Origin of the sequence: Aeromonas sp. L_1B5_3 (genome assembly GCF_963866575.1) — a bacterium.
GTDB classification, from domain to species: domain Bacteria; phylum Pseudomonadota; class Gammaproteobacteria; order Enterobacterales; family Aeromonadaceae; genus Aeromonas; species Aeromonas jandaei.
Genome location: NZ_CAWMDN010000117.1, coordinates 1 through 25,384, shown reverse-complemented (window position 1 = coordinate 25,384; position 25,384 = coordinate 1). Strand labels below are relative to the sequence as shown.

Genomic DNA, 25,384 nt, shown 5'->3' with positions numbered 1-25,384 from the left:
TCCTTTCAGGCGGCCCGTATGGCCGCTTTTTTTGTGGTTTAAATGCCGGTTAAATCCGGTTTTTCTGTTTTGCAGCCATGGCTGCGGCGGCCTGTTGAAAACGGGCCTCAAAGTCGATTGCGGGTTCTGCTTCGCTGCGTGGTGTGGCGACCGGCTGAGCCATCGGCTGGATAGCCACGGCGGCATTGCCAACGCTGACCGGGCGCACCATTTCGACCACTTTGGCCTCTGGCGCCTCTTCGTCGCTGATGCTTGGCAGCAGCGCTGCGGCCTCCATTGCCGACATGCCTCTCTTGGCCAGTGCGGCGGCCTTGTTGGCCTTGACGAACTGGGTGCGCTTGCGGGTGTGCTCGCGGGCCTCTTGGGTATTGCCGAAGGCAACTTTCTCTTGGCATGCCGCTTCGCAGATATGCAGGCCGTTGAGAGTGGTGACGATCACCGCGTCGTGCAGGCGCTGCGGGTCGAACCGTGCCACTACCTTCTGACCCTGATAGGCGGCCAGATCTTCGTGGTAATAACGGTTGCTGCGGTTGCGAATGGTGCCGCCAGATTCCAGCTTGATGGTGCCGTGTTTGCTGACGCGGCAGGCTTCTGACTGCAGCATCATCATGGTCAGCTGTTCGCTGGTCGCCTTGCGCACCGCTGCCTGCATATAGCTCTGCTCGAATGCCTGGTCGAAGCTCATGACGCCGTGGCAGGCCTCGGTATTGCGGCCCAGCTTGCCGTTGTAATGGGCAACCCCTTCGGCAACCACGCGCAGAAACTCCTCTGCATCCACCGCCCGTTCACCATAATTCTCTGGCTTGGCCATCGGGTTGGGGCCGGTGTAGCAGCCAGCGAGCGCCGGATGCTTGTCGATGATTTCATCCAGACCGCCCACACCGAAGGCGCGCTCGATCGGCTTGGCCTGACCGTGGCCCTTGCCCAGCAGCACGCTGGACCAGTGCAGCTTGATGCCGAGCATGGGGATCATGCCGAGCGGGTCATCTTCCTTGACCTTGAAGCGGTAGCGATTCGGCACGCCGCCGGTCATCCATTTGTTGGCCGCTGCCCGGGTGTTATCGATGGTGATTTCACGCGGGATGCCGTATTTGCTGCACACATCCATCAGTGACAGGCGGATCGAGTCAGTGTTTTCACTGATATCGGTGCGCCAGCCGATGATTTTGCGGCTGTAGATGTCCTGCCAGAACCATGTTTTCGGGCGCAATATTTCGCCGTTGAACCAGCGCACGAACACGTTGTGCAGGTAGCCATCGCCGTTAATCCAGCTCATGGCGTCCAGCCCTTCGATGGTGCGCTCCTGCGGCGGGTACAGCTGCATCATGGCGTGCTCACCTTCGCGCAGCATGACCTGCTGGGCGTGCGGTACTTCCAGATCCATGCGGCGCATCAGGCTGTTGAGGCTAGGCACCACCAAGTTCTGATCGCGGGCGGCCAGTTTCAGGCGCTCGTAGCAGCTGGCGGCGTTCGGGCGCTCGTTGCGCAGGTAGTCAGCTTTGAAGAATTCCCAGGCCTGTTCGCTCACCTTGGCCAGCTTGCCAGCACGGTTTTCGAGCGCGGCCTGCTGCTGTTTTGGCACCAGCACGGCCAGCCAGTCGCTATCGTCAAAGCCTTTCACTGCTGAGCAGTGGCGGCGCAGGGTCGGCAGGGCGATCCCGAACTCGTCAGAGATATGCTGATAGGCCTGCATCAGGGTGCTGCCGCTGGCAACCATGGCATGGACGGCCTGCACGGCCTTGACCCGTTCCTTGGCGGTGGCGTGCGCCTTGTCGTTGGCCTTCTTCCAGTTGGCCCACAGCTGCTCTTTGCAGTAGCGCGGGGCCTTTGGCTTTGGCAGATCCAGCGTCAGGCCGCCGACCTTGACCTTGCCAGACTTGCGCAGCAGGGCGGCTTGGACGACAGGGGGCAAAATGCTGATGTGGTATTCGAACGCCTTGGAGCCTGCTTTTTTGCGCTTCTTGTCTTCATCGCAAGAGCACAGGCGATCAAGTTTGGCCCTTGTTTTGTGGACGTCAGTTGGCATCACTGAAATGCCAACGCAGTCTTTTGCAGTTACCCATTCCATAACCGGCTCCTTTACGCGCACTTGCTTTCGTAACGGGATGGCCAGATCTGGTCAGGTGTTTTGCCAATTGCTTCGGCAACAATGCGCTCGTACTTCGGGCATCTGAAGCGGAAAACATTGCGAAGAGTTGAAGGAGCAAGGTCATTTTCTCTGGCCAGTTGAGCCAGATTCGTCCCTGCTTTTGCCAGCGCGCATTTCACATCCGCGCTATGCCAATCTGTATTGCCTTGAATCATTTTGATACCCTCCGAAACTACACCACTGCGCAACTTTCTAGTGTTGCGTTAACGTGTAACACATCATTGATCAGAAAAATTCGCAGCGCAACCCCTTTGCGAATTTTTCTATCAGTAAGCGCGCAGATAAATAAACAATGGTATTTGAAATGAAATCAGGCACTTACGAAGAAAAATCCCAAGAGTGCGAGAAAAATCCCGAAGGAATTTTTCTTGGCATGCGAAAAATTCCATTTGCCGAGAGGTTGAAGGAAGCGATCGGAGAAGAGACGGTGCGCAGTTTTTCGCGCAAATGCGGATTATCTGAGGCGACACTAAGGGATTATTTGAAGGGAGCAAGCTATCCGACCATTGACAGGCTCCAGAAGATAGCCAGCACGGCCATGATGCCGATGACTTGGTTTATTGATGAGGCATTCGCTGTAAACGAAATGCCTGCTTCATACATGGATGATACTGGATTTTCAGACGAGTTCGCGCTGATTCCTGGATACAGGGTGCAGGTATCGGCAGGCCACGGCAGCCTGACGCAGGGCGAGCTGGAGCCGTGCAGGCATCTGGCATTTCGCCGTAAGTGGCTGAGATGGCGCGGGTTTGACGAGAAAGATCTGGCGATCGTCTGGAGCAAAGGCGACAGCATGGAGCCCACCATCAGCAACAACGACACCCTGGTGGTGCATCTTGGCCGAACGCGGCCAGTAGATGGCCACATCTATGTAGTGCGCAACGATGACCAGCTATGGGTCAAGCGCCTGCAGGTGCTGCCGAGCGCCTGGCTGCTCCTGAGCGACAACAAGCACTACCAGCCGATCGAGGTACCAAAAGACGAGCAGCATACCTTTGAGGTGATCGGACAGGTTGTTCACATCGCGCATGACATAGGGGAGTGAGATGGAGAATAGAATAGAGAGAGCCAAGCAACAATGGCAAAGAATTCAACGCACTAAGCGCGCATTGCCATACCTGCTGTATACCCTTGGCCCAAGCAAGGTGCCTTGCCATCCTCAATGGGATGGCGTGGTTCTGCCTGTTGATGATCCATGGTGGGAAACGCACTTCCCACCCAACAGCGATGAATGCAAGTGCGGGGTGAGGCAGATATCAAAGTATGAGTACCAGAAGCTGCTGGCATCAGGCAGAGCAAAGACCAAAGTTTAAAGCCCGTTTAAATGCCGATTCACAAATTCTCCAGTGCTCAATCTACTAGGAATTTTCGGCCGATTTTGGATCCAGTGATCAATCGTGCGATCTCCCATAACGAACACGGCCTGAAGAGTCTCAACAACTCTGCAGGCCGCGCCACTTCTGATTTGATCCCACTTTATCCCTGCTGATCCCACTTATTCCCTAACCATACTCTCCAGTGATCAATTCAATAGGTTCTATACAGTCGGCTACTTGAGTCATCTGCTGGGGGACTGGCTCACTCCGGCGGGCATTCCGCTCTTCTGGCCCATCAAGCGCCGCTACCGCCTGCCGGGCTGGCCGCTCAAAAGCGGTGGCACCATCGAAACCGGCTTTTGCACCCTCACCCTGCTGGTCGCGGGCTGGTGGTGTGGCTGGCACCTGTAAGCCAGAAACAAAAAAGGCCCCTGACCGAAGTCAGGGGCCTAAACAGTGGCAAGTGCCACTAGAGGATCAGAGCATGATGCCTGCGATAACTGCGGAGAGCAGGCTGACCAGCGTAGAACCGTATACCAGCTTCAGACCGAAGCGGGAGACCATGTTGCCCTTCTCTTCGTTCAGCGCTTTTACCGCACCGGCGATGATGCCGATGGAGCTGAAGTTGGCGAAGGAGACCATGAAGATGGAGAGGATGCCGACGGTGCGCGGAGAGAGCTGAGCAGCAACCTTGCCCAGATCCATCATGGCCACGAACTCGTTGGTCACCAGCTTGGTCGCCATGATGGAGCCCGCTTGCAGCGCTTCACCACTCGGGATACCCAGGATCCAGGCGATCGGGTAGAAGAGGTAGCCCATGACGAACTGGAAGTTGACGCCAAATGCCATCTCGAACAGGTAGTTGACCAGCGCGATCAGGGCGATGAAACCGACCAGCATGGCAGCCACGATAACGGCGACGGAGAAACCGGCCATGATGTACTCGCCCAGCATCTCGAAGAAGTTCTCTTTCTTCGGAGTATGGTGCTCGTCACCCTCGGCCAGCGCCTTGGCGTCGGTCACGGTATTGTCCGGCTCGTAGGGGTTGATCAGCGACAGCACGACGAAGGTACTGAACATGTTGAGCACCAGCGCGGCGACCACGTAGCGCGGCTCGATCAGCTGCATGTAGGCACCGACGATGGACATGGAGACGGTGGACATGGCTGTGGCGGCCAGGGTGTACATCTGCTTCTCGTTCAGGTGCGGCAGGATGTTCTTGAGCGCGATGAAGTTCTCGGACTGACCGACGATCATGGAGCTGATGGCGTTGAAGGACTCCAGCTTGCCCATGCCGTTGATCTTGGCCAGCACGGTACCGATGCCACGGATCACCAGCGGCAGCAGACGGATGTACTGCAGAATACCGATCAGCACGGAGATGAAGACGATAGGCATCAGCACCATCAGGAAGAAGGAGAAGGCCCCTTCGTTGACCAGACCACCGAACACAAAGTCGGTACCCTGTTTGGCAAACTCCATCAACTTGGTGAAGCCGGCGGCAAAGCCACCCACTACTGCCAGACCCACTTCGGAGTTCAGCATGAACCAGGCCAGCGCCAGTTCGACCACCAGCAGTTGGCCGATATAACGCAGCTTGATCTGTTTCCAGTTGTGGCGGTTAGCCAGCAGAGAGAGGGCAAGGACCATTACCAGTCCGAGCACAAAGTGAACGTATTCCATACCAGTAGCACCTGAGTAAATTGTATTTTTTGACGGCGCCATCATAGACATTTGCATATTTAAAAATCAGATAGCCATCACAATCCTGCTCAATAATATGCATGCTAGATAATACAAACGTTTTTAAATTAATTAAGCAATAAAACCATATTAATCATGCAACATCACCGCCAACAAACTTCATATAAAACATAATGATAGAAAATAAACGGATGTAAGCAACGATACCGACCGATATTTTCATATCATTTTCATAACAGCCAGTTAATTGCTCTACCCCCATTTGCGCCGTTTTTTCACCCGATAATTTAATCAACCCAAGCGAAAAACGTTTATCTGTGATGAATAATTAAAAACACGTTTAAAAAATGCCTGCTATTTATTCCCGGTCTCGCGTGTTTGTTACTTTGGCGACAAATGACCCCGAGATGACCCGATGCGGACCAGTCGTTCAAATTTCCGCCACATCCTGCGCCGGATTCTGGTATGATGCGCGCCCCTGGCGCCATGGCGCTGCCCGTTTTTCTCCGAAATAGAGCCTTTTTGTGAACAACAGCGAATTTAGCAGCCTGAACCTCTCCCCCGCCCTGCTCGAGAACCTCACCACTCTGGGTTATCTGCAGATGACCCCGATCCAGGCTCAAAGCCTGCCTCTGGTACTCGACGGCAAAGACTTGATCGCCAAGGCAAAAACCGGCAGCGGCAAGACCGCAGCCTTCGGCCTCGGCCTGCTCTCCAGCCTCGACGTCAACCGGCTCGAGGTACAGGCGCTGGTGCTCTGCCCGACTCGCGAACTGGCGGATCAGGTGGCGACCGAGATCCGTCGTCTCGCCCGCACCCTGCCCAACGTCAAGCTGGTGACCCTGTGCGGCGGCACCCCGACAGCACCGCAATCGGCCACCCTGAGCTTTGGCGCCCACATCGCCGTCGGCACCCCGGGTCGCATTCTCAAGCATCTGGAGCAGGGCACTCTGGAGCTGGACAGTCTCAAGACGCTGGTGCTGGATGAAGCGGATCGCATGCTGGACATGGGCTTTGGCGAAGATATCAACCGGGTCATCAGCCATGCCCCGCGCGACCGGCAGACCCTGCTCTTCTCCGCCACCTATCCGGAGGGTATTGCCCAGATGAGCCGCGGCGTGCAGCGCAATCCGGTTGAGGTAAGCGTAGAGGCGCTCCATGAAGAGAGCGCCATCGAACAGAAGCTCTATGAAGTACCGGCCAGCCAGCGCCTCGACGCCCTCACCTGGCTGCTGAGCCACTATCAGCCAAGCTCCTGCGTGGTGTTCTGCAACACCAAGCGCGCCTGCAATGATGTTGCCGACCATCTGGCCGCCAAGGGCTTCTCGGCACTGGCGCTGAACGGCGATCTGGAGCAGCGCGAGCGGGATCAGGTGCTGGTGCGTTTTGCCAACGGCAGCGCCACCATTCTGGTCGCCACCGACGTGGCGGCTCGCGGCCTCGACATCAAGGAGCTGGGCGCCGTCATCAACTACGAGCTCACCTATGACCCGGAAGTGCACGTACACCGCATCGGTCGTACCGGCCGCGCCGGTCAGCAGGGTCTGGCCCTGAGCCTCTATCAGCCGAATGAAGCGCAGCGGGTAAACCTCATCGAGGAATACCAGCAGGCACCGATGCCGCTGGGGGATCTCGATGCCATCGGCCGTGCCATCAAGCCGCTGGCGCCGCAGATGGTGACCCTCTCCATCGATGCGGGCCGCAAGACCAAGGTGCGCGCTGGCGATATCCTGGGAGCCCTGACCGGTGAAGGCGGCATTGCCGGCGCCGACGTCGGCAAGATCCAGATCTCCGAGCAGTACTCCTACGTCGCGGTCAAACAGAGCGTGGCCAAGGCGGCGCTCAAGCGGCTGCAGGAAGGTAAGATCAAGGGCCGCAGCTACCGCGCCCGCAAACTGGGCTAAGGTTCATCCAGCCCGGACACAGGCGCCGTCACGGCGCCTGTTTCATATCCATCAATGCCGCTATCCGGCCAGAGAGACAACATGCCCCGGACAACCCAGCCAGCCGTCAGCTGCCAGAATTGCGAAGCCTGCTGCTGCCGTCTCGAAGTGATGATCATTACCGATACCGGCGTGCCGGATCGCTATATCGAAGAGCGGGAAGGCGAGGTGCCGGTTATGCACCGGCTGGAAGATGGCTGGTGCGCGGCGCTCGACCGCAACACCATGATGTGCCGCATCTATGAAGTCAGGCCGCTGATCTGCCGCGATTTCGAGATGGGGGAACCCGACTGCATCGACGAGCGGGACAAGTGGTTTATCAACCTCAGCTGACGTGAGTGGCTCGGCTGTTCACTGCGCAGAGTGATAGCTCCTGCTCCAGCCAGCGAATGGCGGCCCCCTCCTGCTCGAAATAGTGCACCGCCCGAAACGGCAGGCCTTTGAAGATTTGATCAGCCAGATAGCGCTTGAATCCCCCCGACAGCACAACCGCCAGAAAGAGACAGCCGTTCTCGGCACACCAGCCAAACTGGCGGCGAAAACGGCTCAGCACCTCAGGCCCGGCCGCTTCAAACTCGGTCGCCACCTCGACGATTCCCCAGGGATGCGCCGCCAACCCGGTCAGCTCACGGGCAAAGTGCGCTTCATAGGCGGCGGCCCCCGCCAGATTGAAGGGGCCGCTCGGCCGGCAGATCATCATCTGCCCCCTGCGTTCCATCTCGAATTGACCGTGCGGCTGCATCCTTGCGTCCCTCTTTTTATTGGCATCCGAAATCGGATTGTTACCATAACGTAATAATTTATATAGGAAAGTCCAGATAAATCTGGTCTCCCCCCAGCCCTTCCCGAGCGGGTTATGTCGCGAATATCCCGCTGGCGGCACCGTCTCTCATGGTCAGACGAATAGCCAGAATGTGTGATTGCAGTTAACGAAACGTTGCTGCTATTATCCGCGCCACCACAAACCTTCCACCTACAGAAATGTTTGAACACTCAACAAGGACGGGCAATGAAAAGCAGGGATTCTAACCACTACCAGCGGATCTGGCGCTGGCACTTCTATGCAGGGCTCTTTGTCGCCCCCTTTCTGATCCTGCTGTCACTGACCGGGATCGTCTATCTGTTCAAACCCCAGCTCGACAACCTGATGTATCCCGAGCTGATGAAGGTCACCCCCGCCAGTCAAACCCTGAGTGCCGACCAGCTGCTGGCCAAGGCGATGATCGCCATGCCGGACGCCAGCCTGCGCAAATACCTGCCGCCCGCCAGCCCGGATGCCAGCGCCCAGTTCATCGTCAATCAGGGGGATCGCGAGCTGACCCTGTTTCTCGATCCCGCCAGCGGCGCCCTGCTCGGTACCATGGATAACAAGTGGAATCTGCAGGCGGTCGCTCGCGCACTGCACGCCGAGCTGCTGCTCGGTACCACCGGAGATCGGCTGATCGAGCTGGCAGCCGGCTGGGGCATTGTGTTGCTGTTGAGCGGCCTTTATCTCTGGTGGCCGCGCAAGGGTCCCGGCGTGGGCGGTATTCTCTGGCCCAGAGTCAGCCAGCGTGGCCGCCTCTGGTGGCGCGATCTGCACGCCGTTGTCGGCTTCTGGGGCGCTGGTTTCCTGTTGCTGCTGCTCTTGAGCGGCATGACCTGGACCGGCTTCTGGGGCGATCAGTTTGCCGCGGTCTGGAACCGCTTCCCGGCCGCCATGTGGAACGAGGTACCCAAGTCGGCACCGCAGGCCCGCAGCCTGAATCAGGCCCACGAGCAGACTGTCCCCTGGGCGGTTGAGAACACTCCCATGCCCAGCTCGCAGCCGGTTGATAAGGGACACGATCACGGCGCCATGAACCACGGCGAGCACGAGGGAATGGTGATGGCCAGCCAGCGGATCCCGCTGCAACAGGTGGTGGATATCGCCACTGCCCGGAAGGTGACTCCGGGGTACAGCATCACCCCGCCGGTCGGCACCACCGGTGTCTATACCATCGCGATCTTTGCCGATGATCCGCGCAACGACGCTACCCTGCATATCGATCAATACAGTGGCAAGGTGCTGGCCGATGTGCGCTGGCAGGATTACGGCCCGGTCGCCAAAACGGTGGAGAGTGGCGTCATGCTGCACATGGGCAAGCTCTACGGCTGGCCCCACCAGCTTGCCATGCTGCTCATCTGCCTGATGGTGCTGGCCAGCGCCGTGAGCGGCCTCTGGATCTGGTGGTACCGCCGCCCGCAGGGGCGTCTCGCCGCACCGCCGCTGCCCACCAAACTTCCGCCGATGCGTGGCGCCATCGCCCTGCTGATCCTGCTGGGCATTGCCTTCCCGCTGGTGGGCGCTTCGCTGGTCGCCATCTGGCTGCTTGATACCCTGCTCTTCTCCCGCCGGACTCCGGCGCTGGCCAAGGCCAGCTGAGCTGCCTCGATAACGATCAAAAAGGGCTCCCGTTCGGGAGCCCTTTTCATTTATCGCCGTTCCATCCAGCAGGTCAGGAGAGCGCCAACCCGATGGAGAGCAGCAGGCTGAACAGAAATGCGCTGATGGCGGTCTTCTTGAGGGCACCGGTCAGCACCTCGCCATCGAAGCTTTCACGCAGGGTTCTGGCAGCATCGGTGAGCGGCTTCATGGCAGGCAGGAAGATCCACGGCCAGAAGCTGGCGGGCTGGGTCAGGATAAAGGCGATGGTCGCCAGCAGCGCCGCCCCCAGCAGCACCCAGTGATAGGCGATGGCACGATTGCGGCCAAGGCGAACTGCCAGAGTGATCTTGCCGCTGGCGGCATCAGTCTCGATATCACGCACATTGTTGATGTTGAGCACCGCGGTCGCCAGCAGGCCACAGGCTGTCGCAGGGAGCAGCAGATCCAGCTCCAGCGTCTTGGTAAAGAGGTAGTAGGAGCCGAGCACCCCGAGCAGGCCAAAGAAGAGGAACACCGAGATATCGCCAAAACCGCGGTAGCCATAGGGAGTCTTGCCAACCGTGTAGGTCACTGCCGCGACAATGGCCGCACCACCCAGCACCACGAAGGTTAGGATCTGCAACCACTGGCCACCAAAGGCGCAGCCGAGCAGCAGCAGGCCGCTGGCCACCGCCGCCAGCGCGGTCAACGCCATCGCCACGCACATCTGCTTGCGGGTGATCAGGCCGGAAACGACCGCCCGTTGTGGCCCGATCCGCTCACCATTGTCGGCGCCGGAGACCGCATCGCCATAGTCGTTGGCCAGATTGGAGAGGATCTGCAGCAGGATGGCGGTCAGCAGGGAGAGCGCCATGATGGTGCCATCGAAGGCACCGCGGCTGGCAGCCAGCCCGGAGCCCAGCAGGATGGAGGAGCAGGCGAGCGGCAAGGTGCGCAAACGCGCCGCCAGCAACCAAACAGATACGTTATTTGTCATATTGTGATGGCCAAACTATCGGATATTGATCGGATTAAGGGTTATCGAACCGGATTTGGGTATACTTGGCCCCTGAGAGTGCAGCACCCTCGGGCGATTTACATGGACGAATGGGCAGATAATATATAGGAAATCATCGCCTTTGGCATAAACCTACGGCATCCCGCTGCGGGATCGGCCGTTACTATCCGGCTCAGACAAGAATCCATGTTGGCTCAGACCCATATCAAGCAACAACTGGACGCCCTGCGTCACAGCAAGGCCAGCGGCTTCGTGCGGCTGCGCGTGACGTTCGAGATCCGCTCTTTTCTGGGCTGGCTCGCGGCGCAAACCCTCTATCCGCGTATCTATTGGCATGCCCGTGGCCAGAGCAGCCCCGAATATGTCGCGCTGGGCGCCATTCAGGAGCTGACTGCGCCGGAAGATATCCGTCAGGTATGCAGCAACACGGCAGAGCCCCATGATGACAGCCCCCGCTACTATGGCGGTCTGGCGTTCGACCCGACCCAGCCGGGCTGGCAGGGCTTTGGCGCCTGTCGTTTCGTACTGCCGCGCATCGAGCTGGTGCGCCGCGGCGAGTGCGTCAGCCTCTGCCTCAACCTCTGGCTGACCGGCGACAATCTGGAGCAGGAGTTGTACGCGGCCGAAACCGCCCTCGATGCGCTGCAACCGGAAGCGCCGCTGCCCCCGCTGCAAAAACAGCGCTGGCATCGTCACGACTGCCCCGGCCCCGAGCGCTGGCAGACGCTGGTAGAGCGAGTCACCGCCCCCGACTTTCAGGCCAGCACCCCCAAGGTGGTGTTGTCGCGCGAAAGCGTGCTGACCAGCCAGCACGACGCCGGCCAGATCAATCCCTGGGCCATGCTGGATCAGTGGGCCAACCACGCACAGGATTGCTTCCACTTCGGTTTTCAATTCTCTCCAGAGCAAGCCTTTATCGCCTGCTCCCCCGAGCGGCTCTACCGCCGCGAGGAGCGCCACCTTTTTACCGAGGCGCTGGCGGGCACCATTCGCCGCTCCGGCGACGAGGCGACCGATGAAGTGCTGGCCACCGAGCTGCTCACCGACAGCAAAAACCGGCTGGAGAACCGGCTGGTTCACGCCGACATCCTGAGCCGACTGGCGCCGCTGGCCCACGATGCCACCCTGACCGAGCCGCGCATTCTCAAACTGCGGCTGCTGCAACACCTCAAGTGCGATATCGAAGCCGAGCTAAAACCCGGCGTCTGTGACTGGCAACTGCTCGACGCCCTCCACCCGACTCCGGCGGTGGGCGGTGCGCCGCGCGAGGCGGCGCTCGCCTTTATCCGAGAGTTCGAACCCTACGAGCGCGGCTGGTATGCCGGCGCCTGCGGCATGCTGAGCCGGGAGACCTCGGAGTTTTCGGTCGCCATCCGCAGCGCCCGCATCCAGCCCGGCAGCGTCACCCTGTTTGCCGGTGCCGGCATCGTCGCCGGTTCCGAGCCTGCCGCAGAGTGGGCCGAGCTCGACAACAAGATCGCCAATGTGCTCTCCCTGCTGGGATAGTCATTTACCCTTTTCACGCCACGAGAGCCCCTATGCCCACCCGTAAAGAGCCAGCCAGCGAAGTGTTTGCCTGCCGCCCGTTTTCAAATCAGCACGCCACCTTCAACCACGTCTGGTCCTCCCTGTTGCTGGAGGAGCTCTTTCGCCTCGGCGTGCGCGATCTGGTGCTGGCTCCCGGCTCCCGCTCCGCGCCGCTGACCATGGCGGCAGCCGCCCATACCGGTTTTCGCCGCCATCTGCACTTTGACGAGCGCGGCCTCGGCTTTATGGCGCTCGGGCTGGGCAAGGGGAGCAATCGCCCGGTGGCGGTGATCATGACCTCGGGCACCGCGGTGGCCAACCTCTGGCCCGCGGTGGCCGAGGCCCAGCTCACCGGTGTGCCGCTGATTATTCTCTCCGCCGATCGTCCCCACGAGCTTATCGACAACGGCGCCAATCAGGCGATCGACCAGCAAGGGATCTTCGGCCGCTACCCCGTCTATCAGCAGAACCTGCCGAGCCCCACCCCGACCATTCCGGCGGCGTTTGTGCTGAGCTCGGTAGATCAAGCCTTGGCCAGGCAGGCGCTCATCCCCGGGGTGGTGCACTTCAACTGCATGTACCCCGAGCCCCTCTACCCGGGCGAGCACTATCAGGATTTCTCCGACTATCTGGCCCCCCTCGGTGACTGGCTCAGCTCGCAGACGCCCTGGAGCCCGTGGCAACAGAGCGAGCCGACCTGCCCCCCTCAGGCTGAGTGGGAAAACTTTCGGCAAAAGCGCGGCATCGTTGTTGCCGGTCGCATTACCGACCCGCAGCAAGCAGAGGCTGCCGCCGAGCTGGCGGAGCGGCTTGGCTGGCCGCTGCTGGCCGATATCCAGAGCCAGCTGCGCTTCGATCGCCGCAATCTGATCGAGCTGGATCTCGCCCTCAACAATGCAGCCGTGGCCGCCGAGCTGGGCCGTGCCGAGGTGCTGCTGCAATTTGGCGCTCGACTGGTCTCCAAGCGCCTTGGCCAGTTCATCAAGCAGCAGGCGTGGCACGACTACTGGCTGGTGGATCCGCAGCCGGCGCGGCTCGATCCCGACCACCGGCTGCGCAACCGCCTGCTCTGCAACGCCGGCGCTTTTGCCTCTGCCCATCCGGTCACGGCCAGCAAGGCTCCCTGGCATCGGTTGCCAACGCTGCTGCAACCGGTCGGTCAGGCAATAGCCGCCGCCTGCGATCGCTTTTCCGAGCTCGGAGTCTGCCATCGCATCAATAGCCTTATCGAGGGGCAGCTCTTTGTCGGCAACAGCATGCCGGCCCGGTTGATGGACATGCTCGGCGAAACGGGCAAGGGGCCGAGCCGGGTGATGACCAACCGCGGCGCCTCCGGCATCGACGGCCTCATCGCAACCGCTTACGGATTTGCGCAAAGCAGCAACCAGCCCACCACCCTGCTGATCGGCGATCTGAGCGCCCTGCACGATCTCAACAGCCTGGCCCTGCTCAGCAAGGCGAGCCAGCCGCTGGTGGTGATCCTGCTCAACAACGATGGCGGCAGCATCTTTCGCATGTTGCCGGTGCCCACCGAAGGGGAGCTGCTGGAGAGCTACTACCGGCTGCCCCACGGCCTTAGCTTTGAACATACCGCCGCCATGTTTGGCCTCGCCTACCGCGCGCCGACGACCCTGGCCGGGTTCGAGCAGGCGTACGGTTTGGCCCTCAAGGGTGGCGTTACCCTGATCGAGATCAGGGTACCGAGCGAGCAGGTGGCCGATGATCTCAAGGCATTAGGAGCCACCATCCGTGAGCTGTAACGACACACAGCTGGTTCTGCTGCACGGTCTGCTCGGCGATGCAAACGACTGGCAACCGGTCATTGACCGCCTGCCCGGCCACCACTGCATTGCCCTCGACCTGCCGGGTCACGGCCAGCATCACGAGCTGCGGGTCAACGACTTCGAGCAGAGTCACCAGTGGCTGTGCCGCGAGCTAGCCAGTCGCGGTATCGAGCGCTACCTGCTGGTCGGCTACTCGCTGGGCGGGCGACTGGCCCTCTACCACGCCAGCCGTGAGCCGGTGGGGCTATCGGGACTGCTGCTGGAGAACTGCCACCCGGGGCTGCCAGCCGTTGAGCGGGCCGCCCGCATCGCCCACGATGAGAGCTGGGCAGCGCGCTTCGAGCGCGAGCCCCTGGCTGATGTGCTGGAAGACTGGTATCGGCAAGGGGTATTTGCCGATCTCGATGAGGCAGCCCGTGCTCGCCAGATCGCTCGCCGCCTTGGCAACGACGGCAAGGCCGTGGCCACCATGCTGCGCGCCACCTCCCTTGGCAAGCAGCCGGATCTCGCTTCCTGGCTGGCGCAAGGCGGGTTGCCTGTCACGTATGTCAGCGGCAAGCGGGATCACAAATTCCATCAGCTGGCTTGCCTCATGGCGAGTCAGCATCGCAAAATCAACCACTTGGAGCTGGATGGCGGCCACAACCTGCATGCCCACCAGCCCGAGGCTTTTGCCCGACTCCTTGCGGAGTGGGTCAACCAACAACAAGAAGAGAAGAGTCATGATTGAAGCAATGACTGAAGCGGAACTCTACGCACCTGTCGAGTGGCGTGATTGCTCCGCCGGTTACGAGGACATCCTCTATCACAAGTCCGGCGATGGCATTGCCAAGATCACTATCAACCGCCCCCAGGTACGCAACGCCTTCCGTCCCCGCACCGTCAAAGAGATGCTGCAGGCGCTGGCCGATGCCCGTTATGACGATCAGGTCGGTACCATCATCCTGACCGGTTTCGGCGAGAAGGCCTTCTGCGCCGGTGGCGACCAGAAGATCCGCGGCGACTACGGTGGCTACCGCGATGACGAGGGGACTCATCATCTCAACGTGCTCGACTTCCAGCGCGACATCCGCACCTGCCCGAAACCGGTGGTGGCCATGGTGGCCGGCTATGCGGTCGGTGGCGGCCACGTGCTGCACATGATGTGTGACCTGACCATCGCCGCCGACAACGCCCAGTTTGGCCAGACCGGTCCGAAAGTGGGCTCCTTCGACGGCGGTTGGGGCGCCTCCTACATGGCTCGCATCGTCGGCCAGAAGAAAGCCCGCGAGATCTGGTTCCTCTGCCGCATGTACGATGCCCGGCAAGCCCTCGACATGGGTCTGGTCAACACCGTCGTGCCACTGGCGGATCTGGAGCGCGAAACCGTGCGCTGGTGCCGCGAGATGCTGCAAAACAGCCCGATGGCGCTGCGCTGCCTGAAAGCGGCCCTCAATGCCGATTGTGACGGTCAGGCAGGGTTGCAGGAGCTGGCTGGCAATGCCACCATGCTGTTCTACATGACCGAAGAGGGTCAGGAAGGGCGCAACGCGTTCAACGAAAAACGCCGTCCCGACTTCTCCAAATACAAGCGGAACCCCTGATGACACTAGCCCTCTATCGCTATCAACTGCCTTTTACCCAGCCACTGACCTTTCACGGCAAGGTGGAGGTGGCGCGAGAGGGGCTGTTGGTGCGCATCAACAACGGCTGGGGGGAAATTGCCCCCCTGCCCGGCTTCTCGCAAGAGAGCCTGCAACAGGCGGAGCAGGAAGCGCTCGCCGCTCTGGCGGCCCTGGCCGCCGGAGATACCCCGAATCCCGTGCTGCCGTCGGTGCAATTTGGCCTCGACTGCGCACGCCGCAAATGGCCGGAGCAGAGCAACCCGCTGCCCGCGCCTTACCCCCTTATTCAGGGCTCGCCGCAAGAGCTGCTGAAAAACTGGAAAGAGTGGCTCCACAGCACCCCCAGCAAGGCCAAGCTGAAGGTAGCCCGCTATCCGATGCGTGACGAGCTGGCGCTGATCCGCCTGCTGTGCGATCGGGTGCCCTCTCTCAAACTGGTGCTGGATGCCAACCAGGGCTGGACCCGCGAGGAGGCATGGACCTTCTGCGGCCATCTCGACCCGAACCGCATCGAGTATCTGGAAGACCCTTGTGCCGACTTCGCCGATATCGCCTTCGTTGCCAACCGCACCGGCATGCCGGTAGCGCTGGACGAACTTTTGGCACAGGGCAAGCCATGGGAACCCATCCCGCAGCTGAAGGCGCTGGTGCTCAAACCCACCCTGCTTGGCTCGCTCGCCAACATCGAAGCGCTGGTCAACCGTGCCCGCGAGCTGCGACTCAAGGTGATCATCTCCTCCTGCTTCGAGTCGGGTCTCGGGCTGAATCAGCTCGCCCGTCTGGCGGGTGAGTGGGCGCCAGAGCAGGCTCCCGGTCTCGATACCCGTCGCTGGATGGCGGGGGATCTGCTCGATAGCGATGGCAAGCCCGACGTGAGCCAACTGACCCAGCTGTTTCTCCGTGATTGAGCCCGCCCACAGCAAGGAACCCTGCCCGGTACGCCACTGGGCAGGGCTCACGCCCGACCATATCGCCATTTATGGCCCAACCCCGCTCAGCTATCGCCAGCTCGATCGCCACATCAACAGCCTGTGCCAGCAGCTGGCACAAGCTGGGCTCCAGCGCGGCGATCACCTTGCTGCGGTAGTACGCGGCGCGCAGCAGGATGTGCTGCTGGCGTGGGCCTGCGTGCGCAGCGGCATCATCTTCTGTCCGCTCAATCCCGCCTTTCCGCTGGCGCGGCAGGCCGAGCTGGCAACCCTGCTCGATGCCACTGCCTTCTGGTCGGCTGGCGAGATCCCGACGGGCAGCTGGCAACCCTTGCGCCTCGACTTCGCCCATGAGCTGGCAGCAGACGAAAGTAGCTGCATGCTGGTGCCAGCCCAGCTCAACAACATGATCCTCACCTCAGGCTCCAGCGGTACGCCGAAGGCCGTGGTACACCGGCTGGCCAACCATCTGGCTTCGGCTCGCGGTTCAGCCGCTCTGATCCCCCTCGATCAGGGGTGCGGCTGGCTGCTCTCCCTGCCGCTGTTTCACGTTGGCGGTTACGCCATCCTGTTTCGGGTTTTTCTGGCGGGCGCCACTCTGGTGCTGGACGATCGCACTCAGCCGCTCAAGGCGCGGCTTGAACAGCAACCCATCACCCATCTCTCGCTGGTGCCGACCCAGCTCTGGCGCCTGCTGGCAGAGGGCTTTGACCCCGCCCGCACTCGCCTGCGCGAGCTGCTGCTCGGTGGTGCCGCCATCCCGCAACCGCTGGTGAGCCGTCTCTGCGCCATGGGACTCGAACCCAAGGTGAGTTATGGCCTCTCCGAGATGGGCAGTCAGGTCTGCACCACCATCCCCGGCAATGCCGGTGTGGTCGGCCACCCACTGCCGGGACGGGAGGTGTGCATCAGGGAGCAGGAGATCTGCGTGCGCGGTGCCACCCTGTTTGCCGGTTACTACCGCGATGGAACTCTCGAGCTGCCGCTTGATGGGGATGGCTGGTTTCATACCCGCGACAAGGGCCACTTCATCGAGAACGGCGAACTGGTGGTAGAGGGGCGACTCGACAACCTCTTTATCTCGGGCGGGGAGAATATCCAGCCCGAGACCATAGAGCAGCGGCTGGTGGACCACCCGGCCGTCGCCCAAGCACTGGTGGTGCCGGTACCAAGCGACGAGTGGGGGCAGCGCCCCGCCGCCTTTATCGACTGGCACGGCGAACCGGTCCCCTACCCCGAGCTGGCAGCCTGGATCCGCACCAGCCTGCCCGGCTTTATGGTGCCCGACCGCTGGCTCCCCTGGCCCAATCTCGGCGGTAATCTCAAACCCCAGCGCAAGCAATATCAGAATTTTTTTAAGGCGCAATAATCGGCCATGCGACAAAAACCGGCATGCAAGAGTCATCCAAATACGCACATTATTCGAAAGAAAATGCTGACGGCGTCAAAATTTCCCGCACAGGCAGGAGTAAGTGAGAACGATTACATAAATGGCCATTTTTTTGCACATTTTTTGAACCAAATTAATGAGCTGTAGTACCATATCTCCCGCCATGCGTTTAAGCAATGAGGTAACTGGTTGATAGTAAAGGAAATCAGTAATTTATCATTATTTGAACAAAGACTGCATGGTGGTAAAATGCACTCCTTGGCAGTAAGACGAGTCACACATGAGTAACAAAATTTATAAAATTGCAGAGGATATCTTTTTCTCCGCTGCAATATTCCGACTCTCAAAAGGAGACAAGGACATCAAGCTCAGCAACAAGGAAGCCGAGCTGCTCGAAATGCTGTGTGATGAGGCAGGTACTGTCATTCCCAGAAGCAAGCTGCAGGATGCCTTGTGGCCCAATCAGGACAATACCGACACCAATTTGAACCGGCAGATCCTCTCATTGAGAAGAAAGCTGGAATCATTCAGTTTGATGGATGCTATCGACACTATTCCGCGAGTGGGATATATCTTTTGTGCCCCTATTGAGGCAGCAGGTGAAACGGAAGAACCAACGTCAAATGAAGAAACTCAAGCGGCAATGACTTCCCATCCCCCTCAAGCCAGACGGCAATATACTCGCCGAAAATATGACCGCTATTTCAACCCCAAACGTATTCTGCTGTTTGTATTGCTGCTAGTTTCACTGACTTCGCTGGCCATCTTTATTTATAACTATCTGACGGCAAATACGTTGCGCACTATCAATCTCAGCCAGATTTCTCTCTATATGACCAGCGACACAGAAAAAGCGCTGAATGTCAAAATAGATTCAATAGCCCCCTTGATAAAGCGTATTTCGCGCAAGGCTGATGAGCAGATTTCCATTTTAGTCGGCAAAGAAGCCATCAGCTATTTTTCCATCGATAATAATCGCAGAAAATTATCAGAGAATGTTTTTTTACTGCGCAGTGGTCATCCGGTGGCTGAAGAAGTGCAATGCGTCATCACAACCATGACCAAACAGGTAGAGAATGTTTCCCACAACTATTACAACAATCCAGACACCACTGTCAGATATCACAGAAATTGTCAGGCACCGGACAACTGGGTAGAGATAACCAGAAAGAGTAAATTCATTGTAACCATGAACAGGGAAATAGTTGTGGCAACCATGATAGCGACCGACAATCAGGGAAAGATACTGTTCAATATGGATTCCGTCGGGGATCTGGAGCGGGATAATGGCGATATTTCGGTCGAGGTAAAAAATACCATTGTCAATTTCATTGATCAGCAGGCACTGACCAATAACGGTATGGTAGCCACTCTAGTGGCTGCGCTGACGCCACCTAAACAAAAGTCCCAATTCATTCAATTGCCTGGCGGAATTTACCTCTCCAGTTATCTGGGGGGTGTCATCACCTGGCCCAGCCTTGGTAACTCAAAAGTCATCCAGCGCAACGACTTCTGAGTTTATTCATAAGCAATGATGAAATTGGCGACGGCAGAATAGTCGCCAGGCTGAATGTTCTTAGCCGCCAGAGCCGCCGGATGCCCTTCAACCCGAGCAAAGAATTGCAGCTGATTATCTGCCGTACCTCCCAGCAGATAGCCGCGAGAGGCAGTACCCAAATTCAGGGGTGATTGAGTCACATCATATAGGCGGATACCAGCCCCCTTGGCAATCCCGGCCGTGAATGCCAACCCGCCGCTGAGTTGGGTATCCTGCGAGCCGGTAAAGGTCACCTTGGCCATACGGAAGATTCCGGGCTTGCAGTTGGTCAGCCGGATGGAGAAAGGTACCTGCTCCCCGGCCCCGTTGGCATAGAGCTGCTTGACATCGACCACGCCCATGTCCACCGCCTGATCGAGCGACTCAGGGGCAATTACACAGGGTTGATCGATGATACGGCCGTGAAGATGAACTGTGTTACCCAACAATTCCAAGTCATTGCTAGCACGGGGGGCTGCTGTTACCGCCAACAGTGGGCACACAGCCAAGCCTATCCACAATGTCCGTAGCATAAAATGACCCCTCATTGGAACTCTGCAACGATAGTGGCTGTGGCGTAAAAGTCACCTGCCGGGATATCCGCTCCTGCGGGTGTTACTGGCGCAGCGATAAAGCCCCAATCACCGATATTGCCCTGCATAGAAACCGGATAAAATTTGTTTAATAACAATGGGGAGCCGTCCAGTTGTTTGAATCTGATCCCCAGTTCTGGAATTACTGCCCCGCCTTGATAGCCATCCTTGGTGGTTCGTAAATATTCTTTATTAAATGATGTCGGCTTACCAGAAATACCCAAGTTAATCTTTAGAGCATCACCTTCAAACACCCCCCCTTCACAGCGGAAGGTCAATGGCAATGTTTTTTCAAAATTGTTGCCATCAAGACCACTACCTGGTATATCACCAAACTCTACCTCTATTGTCTGCCCACCATTTATTACACACTTCTCCGGAACATATAACAGAGCAGATTTAATTATGATGCGAGACATAGCCACAGCCCCGTAACCATTCGCAGCATTTCCACCTAAACGACCAAACATTTCGACTACCTTACGGTCTTCAATCTGCACACCATTGATAATTGGTTTACGAACCCTAAATGTGACTTTTCCTTTACTACCGCTACGATAACTAAAACGATCAGATTGAGAACGACATGTCCATCTCAATCTATTGCTTTCTTCTGTGAATGGGGCCGTAACATATGACATCCGCTCCCCTTCAAACCATATTTCCACCTTCATATCAAGAAATTCATTCAACTTCATAAAACCATCACCAATTGGCGACATGGATTCATTCATGACAGCTTTGAAATATGTAGGACCAGTTATCCGGCCATTTGAACAGTCAATGTGAGCACTATATTGCTGCCCCAAATCCCATTTCATGGGGGGATCGGTCACATAGCCTTTTTTATTTTGAATATCAGATTGTCCTAGGTCTATATTATATTCGTAGGTACCACTATCCGGATATACATAGCCATTGCCATATGCGAGCGCTGGACATAATGCAGCCAATAATCCAGCGAGAGATACCTTATATAGCATAAGTTTATTTCTCTTTAATGCTTTCACAACGCTCACCTTTGCACTGGTATTTGATATCCATATATCCGCCGTAGTCATTGACGTAGCTGATCACAAATTCGTTGCCCAGGGTTTCCGGGATAGTGACCGTCTGCTCTGACTTGGGGGCAACCATAAAGGCAGAGAAACCCTTGATGGTGGTCCGCTCCTTGCCCTGCGGATGGCCGAGGCCCACGTAGGTGATGTAGTAAGGGGTCGGGTTGTTGACCTTCAGGGCCTTGCCCTGCTTGGTGATCAGCACCTTATCCTGCCAGACGGCACCGCGCTCGGGCAGGATGGCCTCAGGACGATAGAACAGCTTGATCTTGGACTGCACGGCAATCTGCATCACGTTGCTCTTCTCGCTCTTGGGCGGGATTTCGCGCAGGTTGAAGTAGTAGATGGACTCGCGATCCTTGGGCAGGCTGTCGATGGCCGGCACACTGGCGATGCGCACGATGGACTTTTGGTTGGCATCCACCCGCTGTACCGGCGGCAGCACCACGAAAGGAGAAGAGATCTTCTGGCCCTGGGCATCTTCAATCCAAGCCTGCGCCAGGTAGGGCAGCTTCTGGTTCTCGTTCTTGATGTTTAGGCTGATGGACTTGGCACCGCCCGGATAAACGGCGCGAGTACGGTCCAGTACGATGGCGGCGCTGACGTTGAGAGAGGTCATGCCCAGCACAGCCAGACAGGTATAAGAGAGCAGCTTTTTCATCGGTATCCCATTACTTGCAAGTGAGAGTCTTCATCGACAGATCGGTTACTTGTTGCGGCGCCACTATCTTGCACTGGCGGGCCCCGCCCCATGAGAGTTCAAACGTTTCATTCGGTTTCACCCCGGTCAGATAGACCAGGCCATCTTCATCCACCACCGAGAGCACCCGGCCGGAATCCTTGACGACGGTAGCACCAAACGGCGGCACTGAACCATCGGGCAGCCTGACATTGGCCAGCAGCTTGAACCCTTCCGCAATTTCGAAGGCATTATACCCAATTGCCCCCTCGGTCAGGGTCCCCTGCTTGATGGCGTTCATCGCATCAATGTCATCGCTCAGCTGATCCACATCGACCCGGGTATCGCTCTTGCGATAATCGGTCATGTCGCTGATCACCGCGACACCAAAACGGTTGGTCACGGCGCGGCCGTTGTTGAAGGAGACGCCAGAGGTCTTGTCGGTATCCACCATCATGCGGGCACCACCACGGCGGGTCGCCTGGTGTAGGGCCGCGCCGTGCTGAGTCGCCGTCAGGCCACCACGCAGGCTGGCCCCGACCGAGGTGTATTCGCTCTGCACGCTATAGGCATTGAGACTGACCGCCCCGATGTCGCTATTGTGGTTGTAGTAGCCCCGCGCCACGGCGTGGCCATTGCTCTGCACACCCGCCCCCAGCTGATAGGTATCATCCGGCCGGCTGTAATCCTGATAAGTGGCAAGATGGGTCACCTTGCCATTGGAGGACTGCACGCTATATCCCGCGCTCTTTCTGTCCCCTATCGGCATGCTCAGGGTCAGCATGATGCTCTTGTCATCCTCGTAGTTTTCGGTCTTGGTCTTGTAGGCCGACACGTAGACGGAGACATCCTTGAAGCTGCCGATGTTCACGTTCTTGTTGATGGAGAGGCCATAGCGATCCTCGGCATCATGATCCCAGTAGGTTCTATGGGTGTAGTCCAGATAGACGGTCAGCGCCTTGGCCGCATCATCCGCCCAGAAGGTCTTGTTGGCGGTGATGGTATAGAGCTCCTTGTCACCCCAGTTGTTGTAGTCATCACTCGAGGTAGTCTCGTTTTTCTCCAACCGATCCTTGTTATTGAGGAACTGCGACATGGTCATGAAGTCATGTTGGGAGAAGCGATAACCTGCAAAGGTGATCGAGCTGTTGTATTCATCGAACTGCTTGGCGTAGTTCACCCGCACCGACTGGCCAATCTTGGTCGACAGGCCAGGCAGCTTGGAAATGGATTGGGTCAAGTCAGCCGAGATGGCACCAAACGCATAGAGGTCGCGACCGATACCCAATCCCATGGAGTTGTATTCACCTGCGATCAGGCTGCCACCGTACAGCGACCAGGAGTTCGCCACCCCCCAGGAGAAATCACCGGTCACAAAGGCCGGACCGTGCACATCATGAACCGAATCACTCTGCTCTGAAGGGGCGCCGACCGCCAGGTTGTATCGGACGTAGCCGGGGCGAGTCAGGTAGGGAACGGTCGCAGTGTCTACCTGGAACGAGTTGACGCTGCCATCCTGCTCTTCTACCCGCACGTCGAGGCGGCCGCGCACCGAGCTATCCAGTCCCTGGATGCGAAACGGACCGGCCGGCACGTTGGTCTCATAGATGACCCGGCCGGACTGGGAGATGGTCACCTTGGCGTTGGTCTTGGCAATACCGCTCACTTCCGGCGCATAACCCTGCAGACTAGGCGGCAACATGCGCTCATCATTGGCCAGGTTGACGCCGGTATAGCGGAAACCATCGATCAGCTGGGAGTTGAGCTGCTGCTCACCTACCGTCAGCTTGGCGGCCATGTTCGGCAGCGGACGATAGGCATAGATGCGGTTTAGCTCGGTCGACGTCCGCTCATTGTCGCCCCAGTAAGAGCTGGCCTGATAGTCACCCCGCAGACGCCAGGCGCCATAATTGAACCCCAGAGTACCGTAGCTGCTGATATTGCGATTGGAGTAACCATCCCCTTCGTTGACCTGGGCATTGATGTTGTAATCCAGCATCATCCCCGTGATCCCTTCATCCCATTGCTCGGGCGGAATCCAGTTGGGATCGCTGTATTTCATCCACGCTTGGGGCACGGCGATGCGCAGCAAACCGTTACCGATGTCGTTGGAGATCACCACGCCGTCCAGTGCCAGCAGGTTGGCACACTGGCCATCGTGCCAGGAATCGATCTTGGCGACAGCCTCGTCGGTCAGCGCCAGCTTGGGGATCACCTCTTGCGGCAGGCAGGCAACCCCGCCCTTTCCCTTACCTGTATCGGTCTCGTAGAAAGGGATCTTCTGCAGGGGCAGCTTGTTCTTGTTGACCTCGATCTCGAGGTAATAGTCGCCGGGCAGGATATAGCCTTCGTCGGCAAACTGGGAGAGGTCGATCTTGGTTCGCTCATCCAGATCGAGCGCATCAATATTAAACTCCGTTTCTGCCCATGCGTGATTTGCCACCGCCATCAGGCCTGGCACGCATAGCATAAAAGCCATTTTTGAATAATGTTTTTTTCTCACAGAGTCTGATGTTGAAACGCTCATATTTTCACTCTAGGAATTGCATAACGGTCTCACGTAATGAGGTATCTACACTAAGCAATTGGCTTGCTTACATATAATTGAGTTCCAACAGCGTCGTGCTGTCCGGAAAAAACAGTTGACTGCTGGTTAGCCCCAAATTGAATTCCAGATCACTGTTGACGATATCCGAAACAATAAAACGCTCGCCGGATACCTTGTGATATTGGCCGTTGTTGAGAATGCCCAGCTCATCGCTCATGGCACCGCGCACGGACATGGAAATAAAAGGCAGTAATGCCTCTGTCGCCCCTTCAACCTGACAGCCGCTGATTTTCAGCGTGCCAGGTTGCTGAGCCTGCAGCGGAATGCTGCGCAGCACCTCAAGCGTACAGCCCGATTCGGCTAGTCCATCCGTGAGTTCATTGGCGTGGACTGATCCCGCCATCATCACCAGCTGCAGCGCTATGGCTGCCATCATTGAAGTTTTCATGATCAAGGTTCGATGTGAGGAAACAGAATGTGTGAAGTTGTGGTGGCTCACACCACCACAACCCTTGTCACACGTTAAGGCACTCTATTACTCGTAGGAGAGAGTAAAGTTGGTCACTGCAGTGAAAGCGCCAGCTTTCAGCGGATTGGTGTCTTGGCTTGCATAACCTTTCAGCACAGCGCTGAAGGGCAGCTCGTTGTTACCGTTTACCAGACCGAAGGCGGCTGTCGGGGCACCCAGAACAATCGGAGCACCGCCCGGAGCGGTCATCTTGATACCGGCACCAGCGGCGTCACCACCACCGATAACCAGCAGGGTGGAATCTACCGGGTCCTTAGCACCGCTGAAGGTCACCTTGACGGCATCATCCTTATCGGAGATTTCACAGTTCAGCAGCTTGATGCTGAACGGCTTGGAGCTGGACTCACCACCATTGGCCAGCTCTTTAGTGCTGATCTGACCCATTTCAACTACCTGGTCAACAGACTCAGGGGCTACAGAGCAAGGGGCGTTGATGATTTCACCGTTAAAGGTGACTTTACCTGAACCAGCGCCGCCAGCAGCAAAAGCGGAGCCGCACAGCAGCATGGAACCAACACCCATAGCAACCAGAATCTTATTAGCTTTCATTCGTTTATACCTACATTAACGTGTGTTGTACTGCATCACTCACATCATGCTGGAGTCACGATATTTAGTGATGCTGCGATATACTGCACAGCAACTGTTGGTGCTCGCCCCTCATTAAGCCTGTCTCTTATACACATCTCC

General features: G+C 57.9%; 22 protein-coding genes and 1 pseudogene. 12 read left to right on the top strand and 11 right to left on the bottom strand.

Annotation, left to right across the window (positions count from 1 at the left end):
- Positions 1–49 precede the first annotated feature (49 nt).
- Together AACR93_RS12905 and AACR93_RS12900 are read right to left on the bottom strand one after the other, a co-directional pair.
- Positions 50–2,068: a transposase domain-containing protein gene (locus AACR93_RS12905; RefSeq protein WP_043849589.1), complete on the bottom strand. Its 2,019-nt coding sequence runs from the start codon at positions 2,066–2,068 to the stop codon at positions 50–52.
- Between the two features lie 11 nt (positions 2,069–2,079).
- Entirely contained in the window at positions 2,080–2,304 is a 225-nt protein-coding gene (locus AACR93_RS12900; protein WP_082044036.1) for a helix-turn-helix domain-containing protein, read from the bottom strand.
- A gap of 149 nt (positions 2,305–2,453) precedes the next feature.
- On the opposite strand from AACR93_RS12900, the gene AACR93_RS12895 reads away from it, so the two are divergent.
- Positions 2,454–3,194 carry a LexA family transcriptional regulator gene (locus tag AACR93_RS12895; RefSeq protein WP_043849588.1) on the top strand — a complete coding sequence of 247 codons (741 nt, stop codon included), beginning with the start codon at positions 2,454–2,456 and terminating at the stop codon, positions 3,192–3,194.
- A gap of 499 nt (positions 3,195–3,693) precedes the next feature.
- Positions 3,694–3,876, top strand: a pseudogene (locus AACR93_RS12890) (metal-dependent hydrolase); the annotation flags it as partial.
- A 66-nt stretch (positions 3,877–3,942) separates the two neighbouring features.
- Here AACR93_RS12890 and AACR93_RS12885 read toward each other — a convergent pair.
- A complete protein-coding gene (locus tag AACR93_RS12885) occupies positions 3,943–5,148 on the bottom strand; it encodes a NupC/NupG family nucleoside CNT transporter (RefSeq protein WP_043849587.1) in 1,206 nt (401 codons plus the stop codon).
- 545 nt (positions 5,149–5,693) lie between these two features.
- Here AACR93_RS12885 and dbpA point away from each other — a divergent pair.
- Positions 5,694–7,073 carry an ATP-dependent RNA helicase DbpA gene (gene dbpA / locus AACR93_RS12880; protein ID WP_043849586.1) on the top strand — a complete coding sequence of 460 codons (1,380 nt, stop codon included), beginning with the start codon at positions 5,694–5,696 and terminating at the stop codon, positions 7,071–7,073.
- Between the two features lie 81 nt (positions 7,074–7,154).
- Positions 7,155–7,445: a YkgJ family cysteine cluster protein gene (locus AACR93_RS12875; RefSeq protein WP_041209276.1), complete on the top strand. Its 291-nt coding sequence runs from the start codon at positions 7,155–7,157 to the stop codon at positions 7,443–7,445.
- On the opposite strand, the gene AACR93_RS12870 is transcribed toward AACR93_RS12875, so the two are convergent.
- Positions 7,438–7,854: a hypothetical protein gene (locus tag AACR93_RS12870; protein ID WP_043849585.1), complete on the bottom strand. Its 417-nt coding sequence runs from the start codon at positions 7,852–7,854 to the stop codon at positions 7,438–7,440. The genes AACR93_RS12875 and AACR93_RS12870 overlap by 8 nt on opposite strands.
- A 267-nt stretch (positions 7,855–8,121) precedes the next feature.
- On the opposite strand from AACR93_RS12870, the gene AACR93_RS12865 reads away from it, so the two are divergent.
- Positions 8,122–9,516 (top strand): PepSY-associated TM helix domain-containing protein, encoded by a 1,395-nt coding sequence (locus AACR93_RS12865; RefSeq protein WP_043849584.1) that lies wholly within the window; start codon positions 8,122–8,124, stop codon positions 9,514–9,516.
- A 73-nt stretch (positions 9,517–9,589) separates the two neighbouring features.
- On the opposite strand, the gene AACR93_RS12860 is transcribed toward AACR93_RS12865, so the two are convergent.
- On the bottom strand, positions 9,590–10,495 hold the full coding sequence (locus AACR93_RS12860) for a 1,4-dihydroxy-2-naphthoate polyprenyltransferase (protein ID WP_041209279.1): 906 nt from the start codon (positions 10,493–10,495) through the stop codon (positions 9,590–9,592).
- 207 nt (positions 10,496–10,702) lie between these two features.
- Between AACR93_RS12860 and AACR93_RS12855 the strand changes: the two genes are divergently transcribed.
- The 7 genes from AACR93_RS12855 to AACR93_RS12825 all read left to right on the top strand — a co-directional run bounded on the left by AACR93_RS12855 (position 10,703) and on the right by AACR93_RS12825 (position 19,266).
- Entirely contained in the window at positions 10,703–12,022 is a 1,320-nt protein-coding gene (locus AACR93_RS12855) for an isochorismate synthase (protein WP_043849583.1), read from the top strand.
- Positions 12,023–12,054: 32 nt separating this feature from the next.
- Positions 12,055–13,803, top strand: a complete 1,749-nt coding sequence (gene menD / locus AACR93_RS12850) for a 2-succinyl-5-enolpyruvyl-6-hydroxy-3-cyclohexene-1-carboxylic-acid synthase (RefSeq protein ID WP_043849582.1) — start codon at positions 12,055–12,057, stop codon at positions 13,801–13,803.
- Positions 13,793–14,557, top strand: coding sequence for a 2-succinyl-6-hydroxy-2,4-cyclohexadiene-1-carboxylate synthase (gene menH, locus AACR93_RS12845; RefSeq protein ID WP_043849581.1), 765 nt, complete (start codon positions 13,793–13,795; stop codon positions 14,555–14,557). The genes menD and menH overlap by 11 nt, the downstream gene beginning before the upstream one ends.
- A complete protein-coding gene (gene menB, locus AACR93_RS12840; RefSeq protein WP_041209282.1) occupies positions 14,550–15,410 on the top strand; it encodes a 1,4-dihydroxy-2-naphthoyl-CoA synthase in 861 nt (286 codons plus the stop codon). Before menH ends, menB begins: the two co-directional genes overlap by 8 nt.
- On the top strand, positions 15,410–16,339 hold the full coding sequence (menC, locus tag AACR93_RS12835; protein WP_043849580.1) for an o-succinylbenzoate synthase: 930 nt from the start codon (positions 15,410–15,412) through the stop codon (positions 16,337–16,339). Before menB ends, menC begins: the two co-directional genes overlap by 1 nt.
- The gene (locus AACR93_RS12830; RefSeq protein ID WP_043849579.1) at positions 16,332–17,729 is read left to right on the top strand and encodes an AMP-binding protein; all 1,398 of its coding nucleotides are present in this window, start codon (positions 16,332–16,334) and stop codon (positions 17,727–17,729) included. The genes menC and AACR93_RS12830 overlap by 8 nt, the downstream gene beginning before the upstream one ends.
- 301 nt (positions 17,730–18,030) lie before the next feature.
- A complete protein-coding gene (locus tag AACR93_RS12825) occupies positions 18,031–19,266 on the top strand; it encodes a winged helix-turn-helix domain-containing protein (protein ID WP_043849578.1) in 1,236 nt (411 codons plus the stop codon).
- Positions 19,267–19,268: 2 nt separating this feature from the next.
- Here AACR93_RS12825 and AACR93_RS12820 read toward each other — a convergent pair whose 3' ends face one another.
- The 6 genes from AACR93_RS12820 to AACR93_RS12795 form a co-directional block, all read right to left on the bottom strand.
- The gene (locus tag AACR93_RS12820) at positions 19,269–19,820 is read right to left on the bottom strand and encodes a fimbrial protein (RefSeq protein ID WP_043849577.1); all 552 of its coding nucleotides are present in this window, start codon (positions 19,818–19,820) and stop codon (positions 19,269–19,271) included.
- Between the two features lie 11 nt (positions 19,821–19,831).
- Complete coding sequence (locus tag AACR93_RS12815) at positions 19,832–20,863, bottom strand: fimbrial protein (RefSeq protein ID WP_043849576.1); 1,032 nt, start codon at positions 20,861–20,863, stop codon at positions 19,832–19,834.
- Positions 20,864–20,867: 4 nt separating this feature from the next.
- Complete coding sequence (locus AACR93_RS12810; RefSeq protein ID WP_043849575.1) at positions 20,868–21,599, bottom strand: fimbrial biogenesis chaperone; 732 nt, start codon at positions 21,597–21,599, stop codon at positions 20,868–20,870.
- Positions 21,600–21,609: 10 nt separating this feature from the next.
- Positions 21,610–24,144 (bottom strand): fimbria/pilus outer membrane usher protein, encoded by a 2,535-nt coding sequence (locus AACR93_RS12805; RefSeq protein WP_043849574.1) that lies wholly within the window; start codon positions 24,142–24,144, stop codon positions 21,610–21,612.
- Positions 24,145–24,211: 67 nt separating this feature from the next.
- On the bottom strand, positions 24,212–24,601 hold the full coding sequence (locus tag AACR93_RS12800) for a hypothetical protein (protein WP_043849573.1): 390 nt from the start codon (positions 24,599–24,601) through the stop codon (positions 24,212–24,214).
- Positions 24,602–24,700: 99 nt separating this feature from the next.
- The gene (locus AACR93_RS12795) at positions 24,701–25,243 is read right to left on the bottom strand and encodes a fimbrial protein (RefSeq protein ID WP_043849572.1); all 543 of its coding nucleotides are present in this window, start codon (positions 25,241–25,243) and stop codon (positions 24,701–24,703) included.
- Between the last annotated feature and the right edge of the window lie 141 nt (positions 25,244–25,384).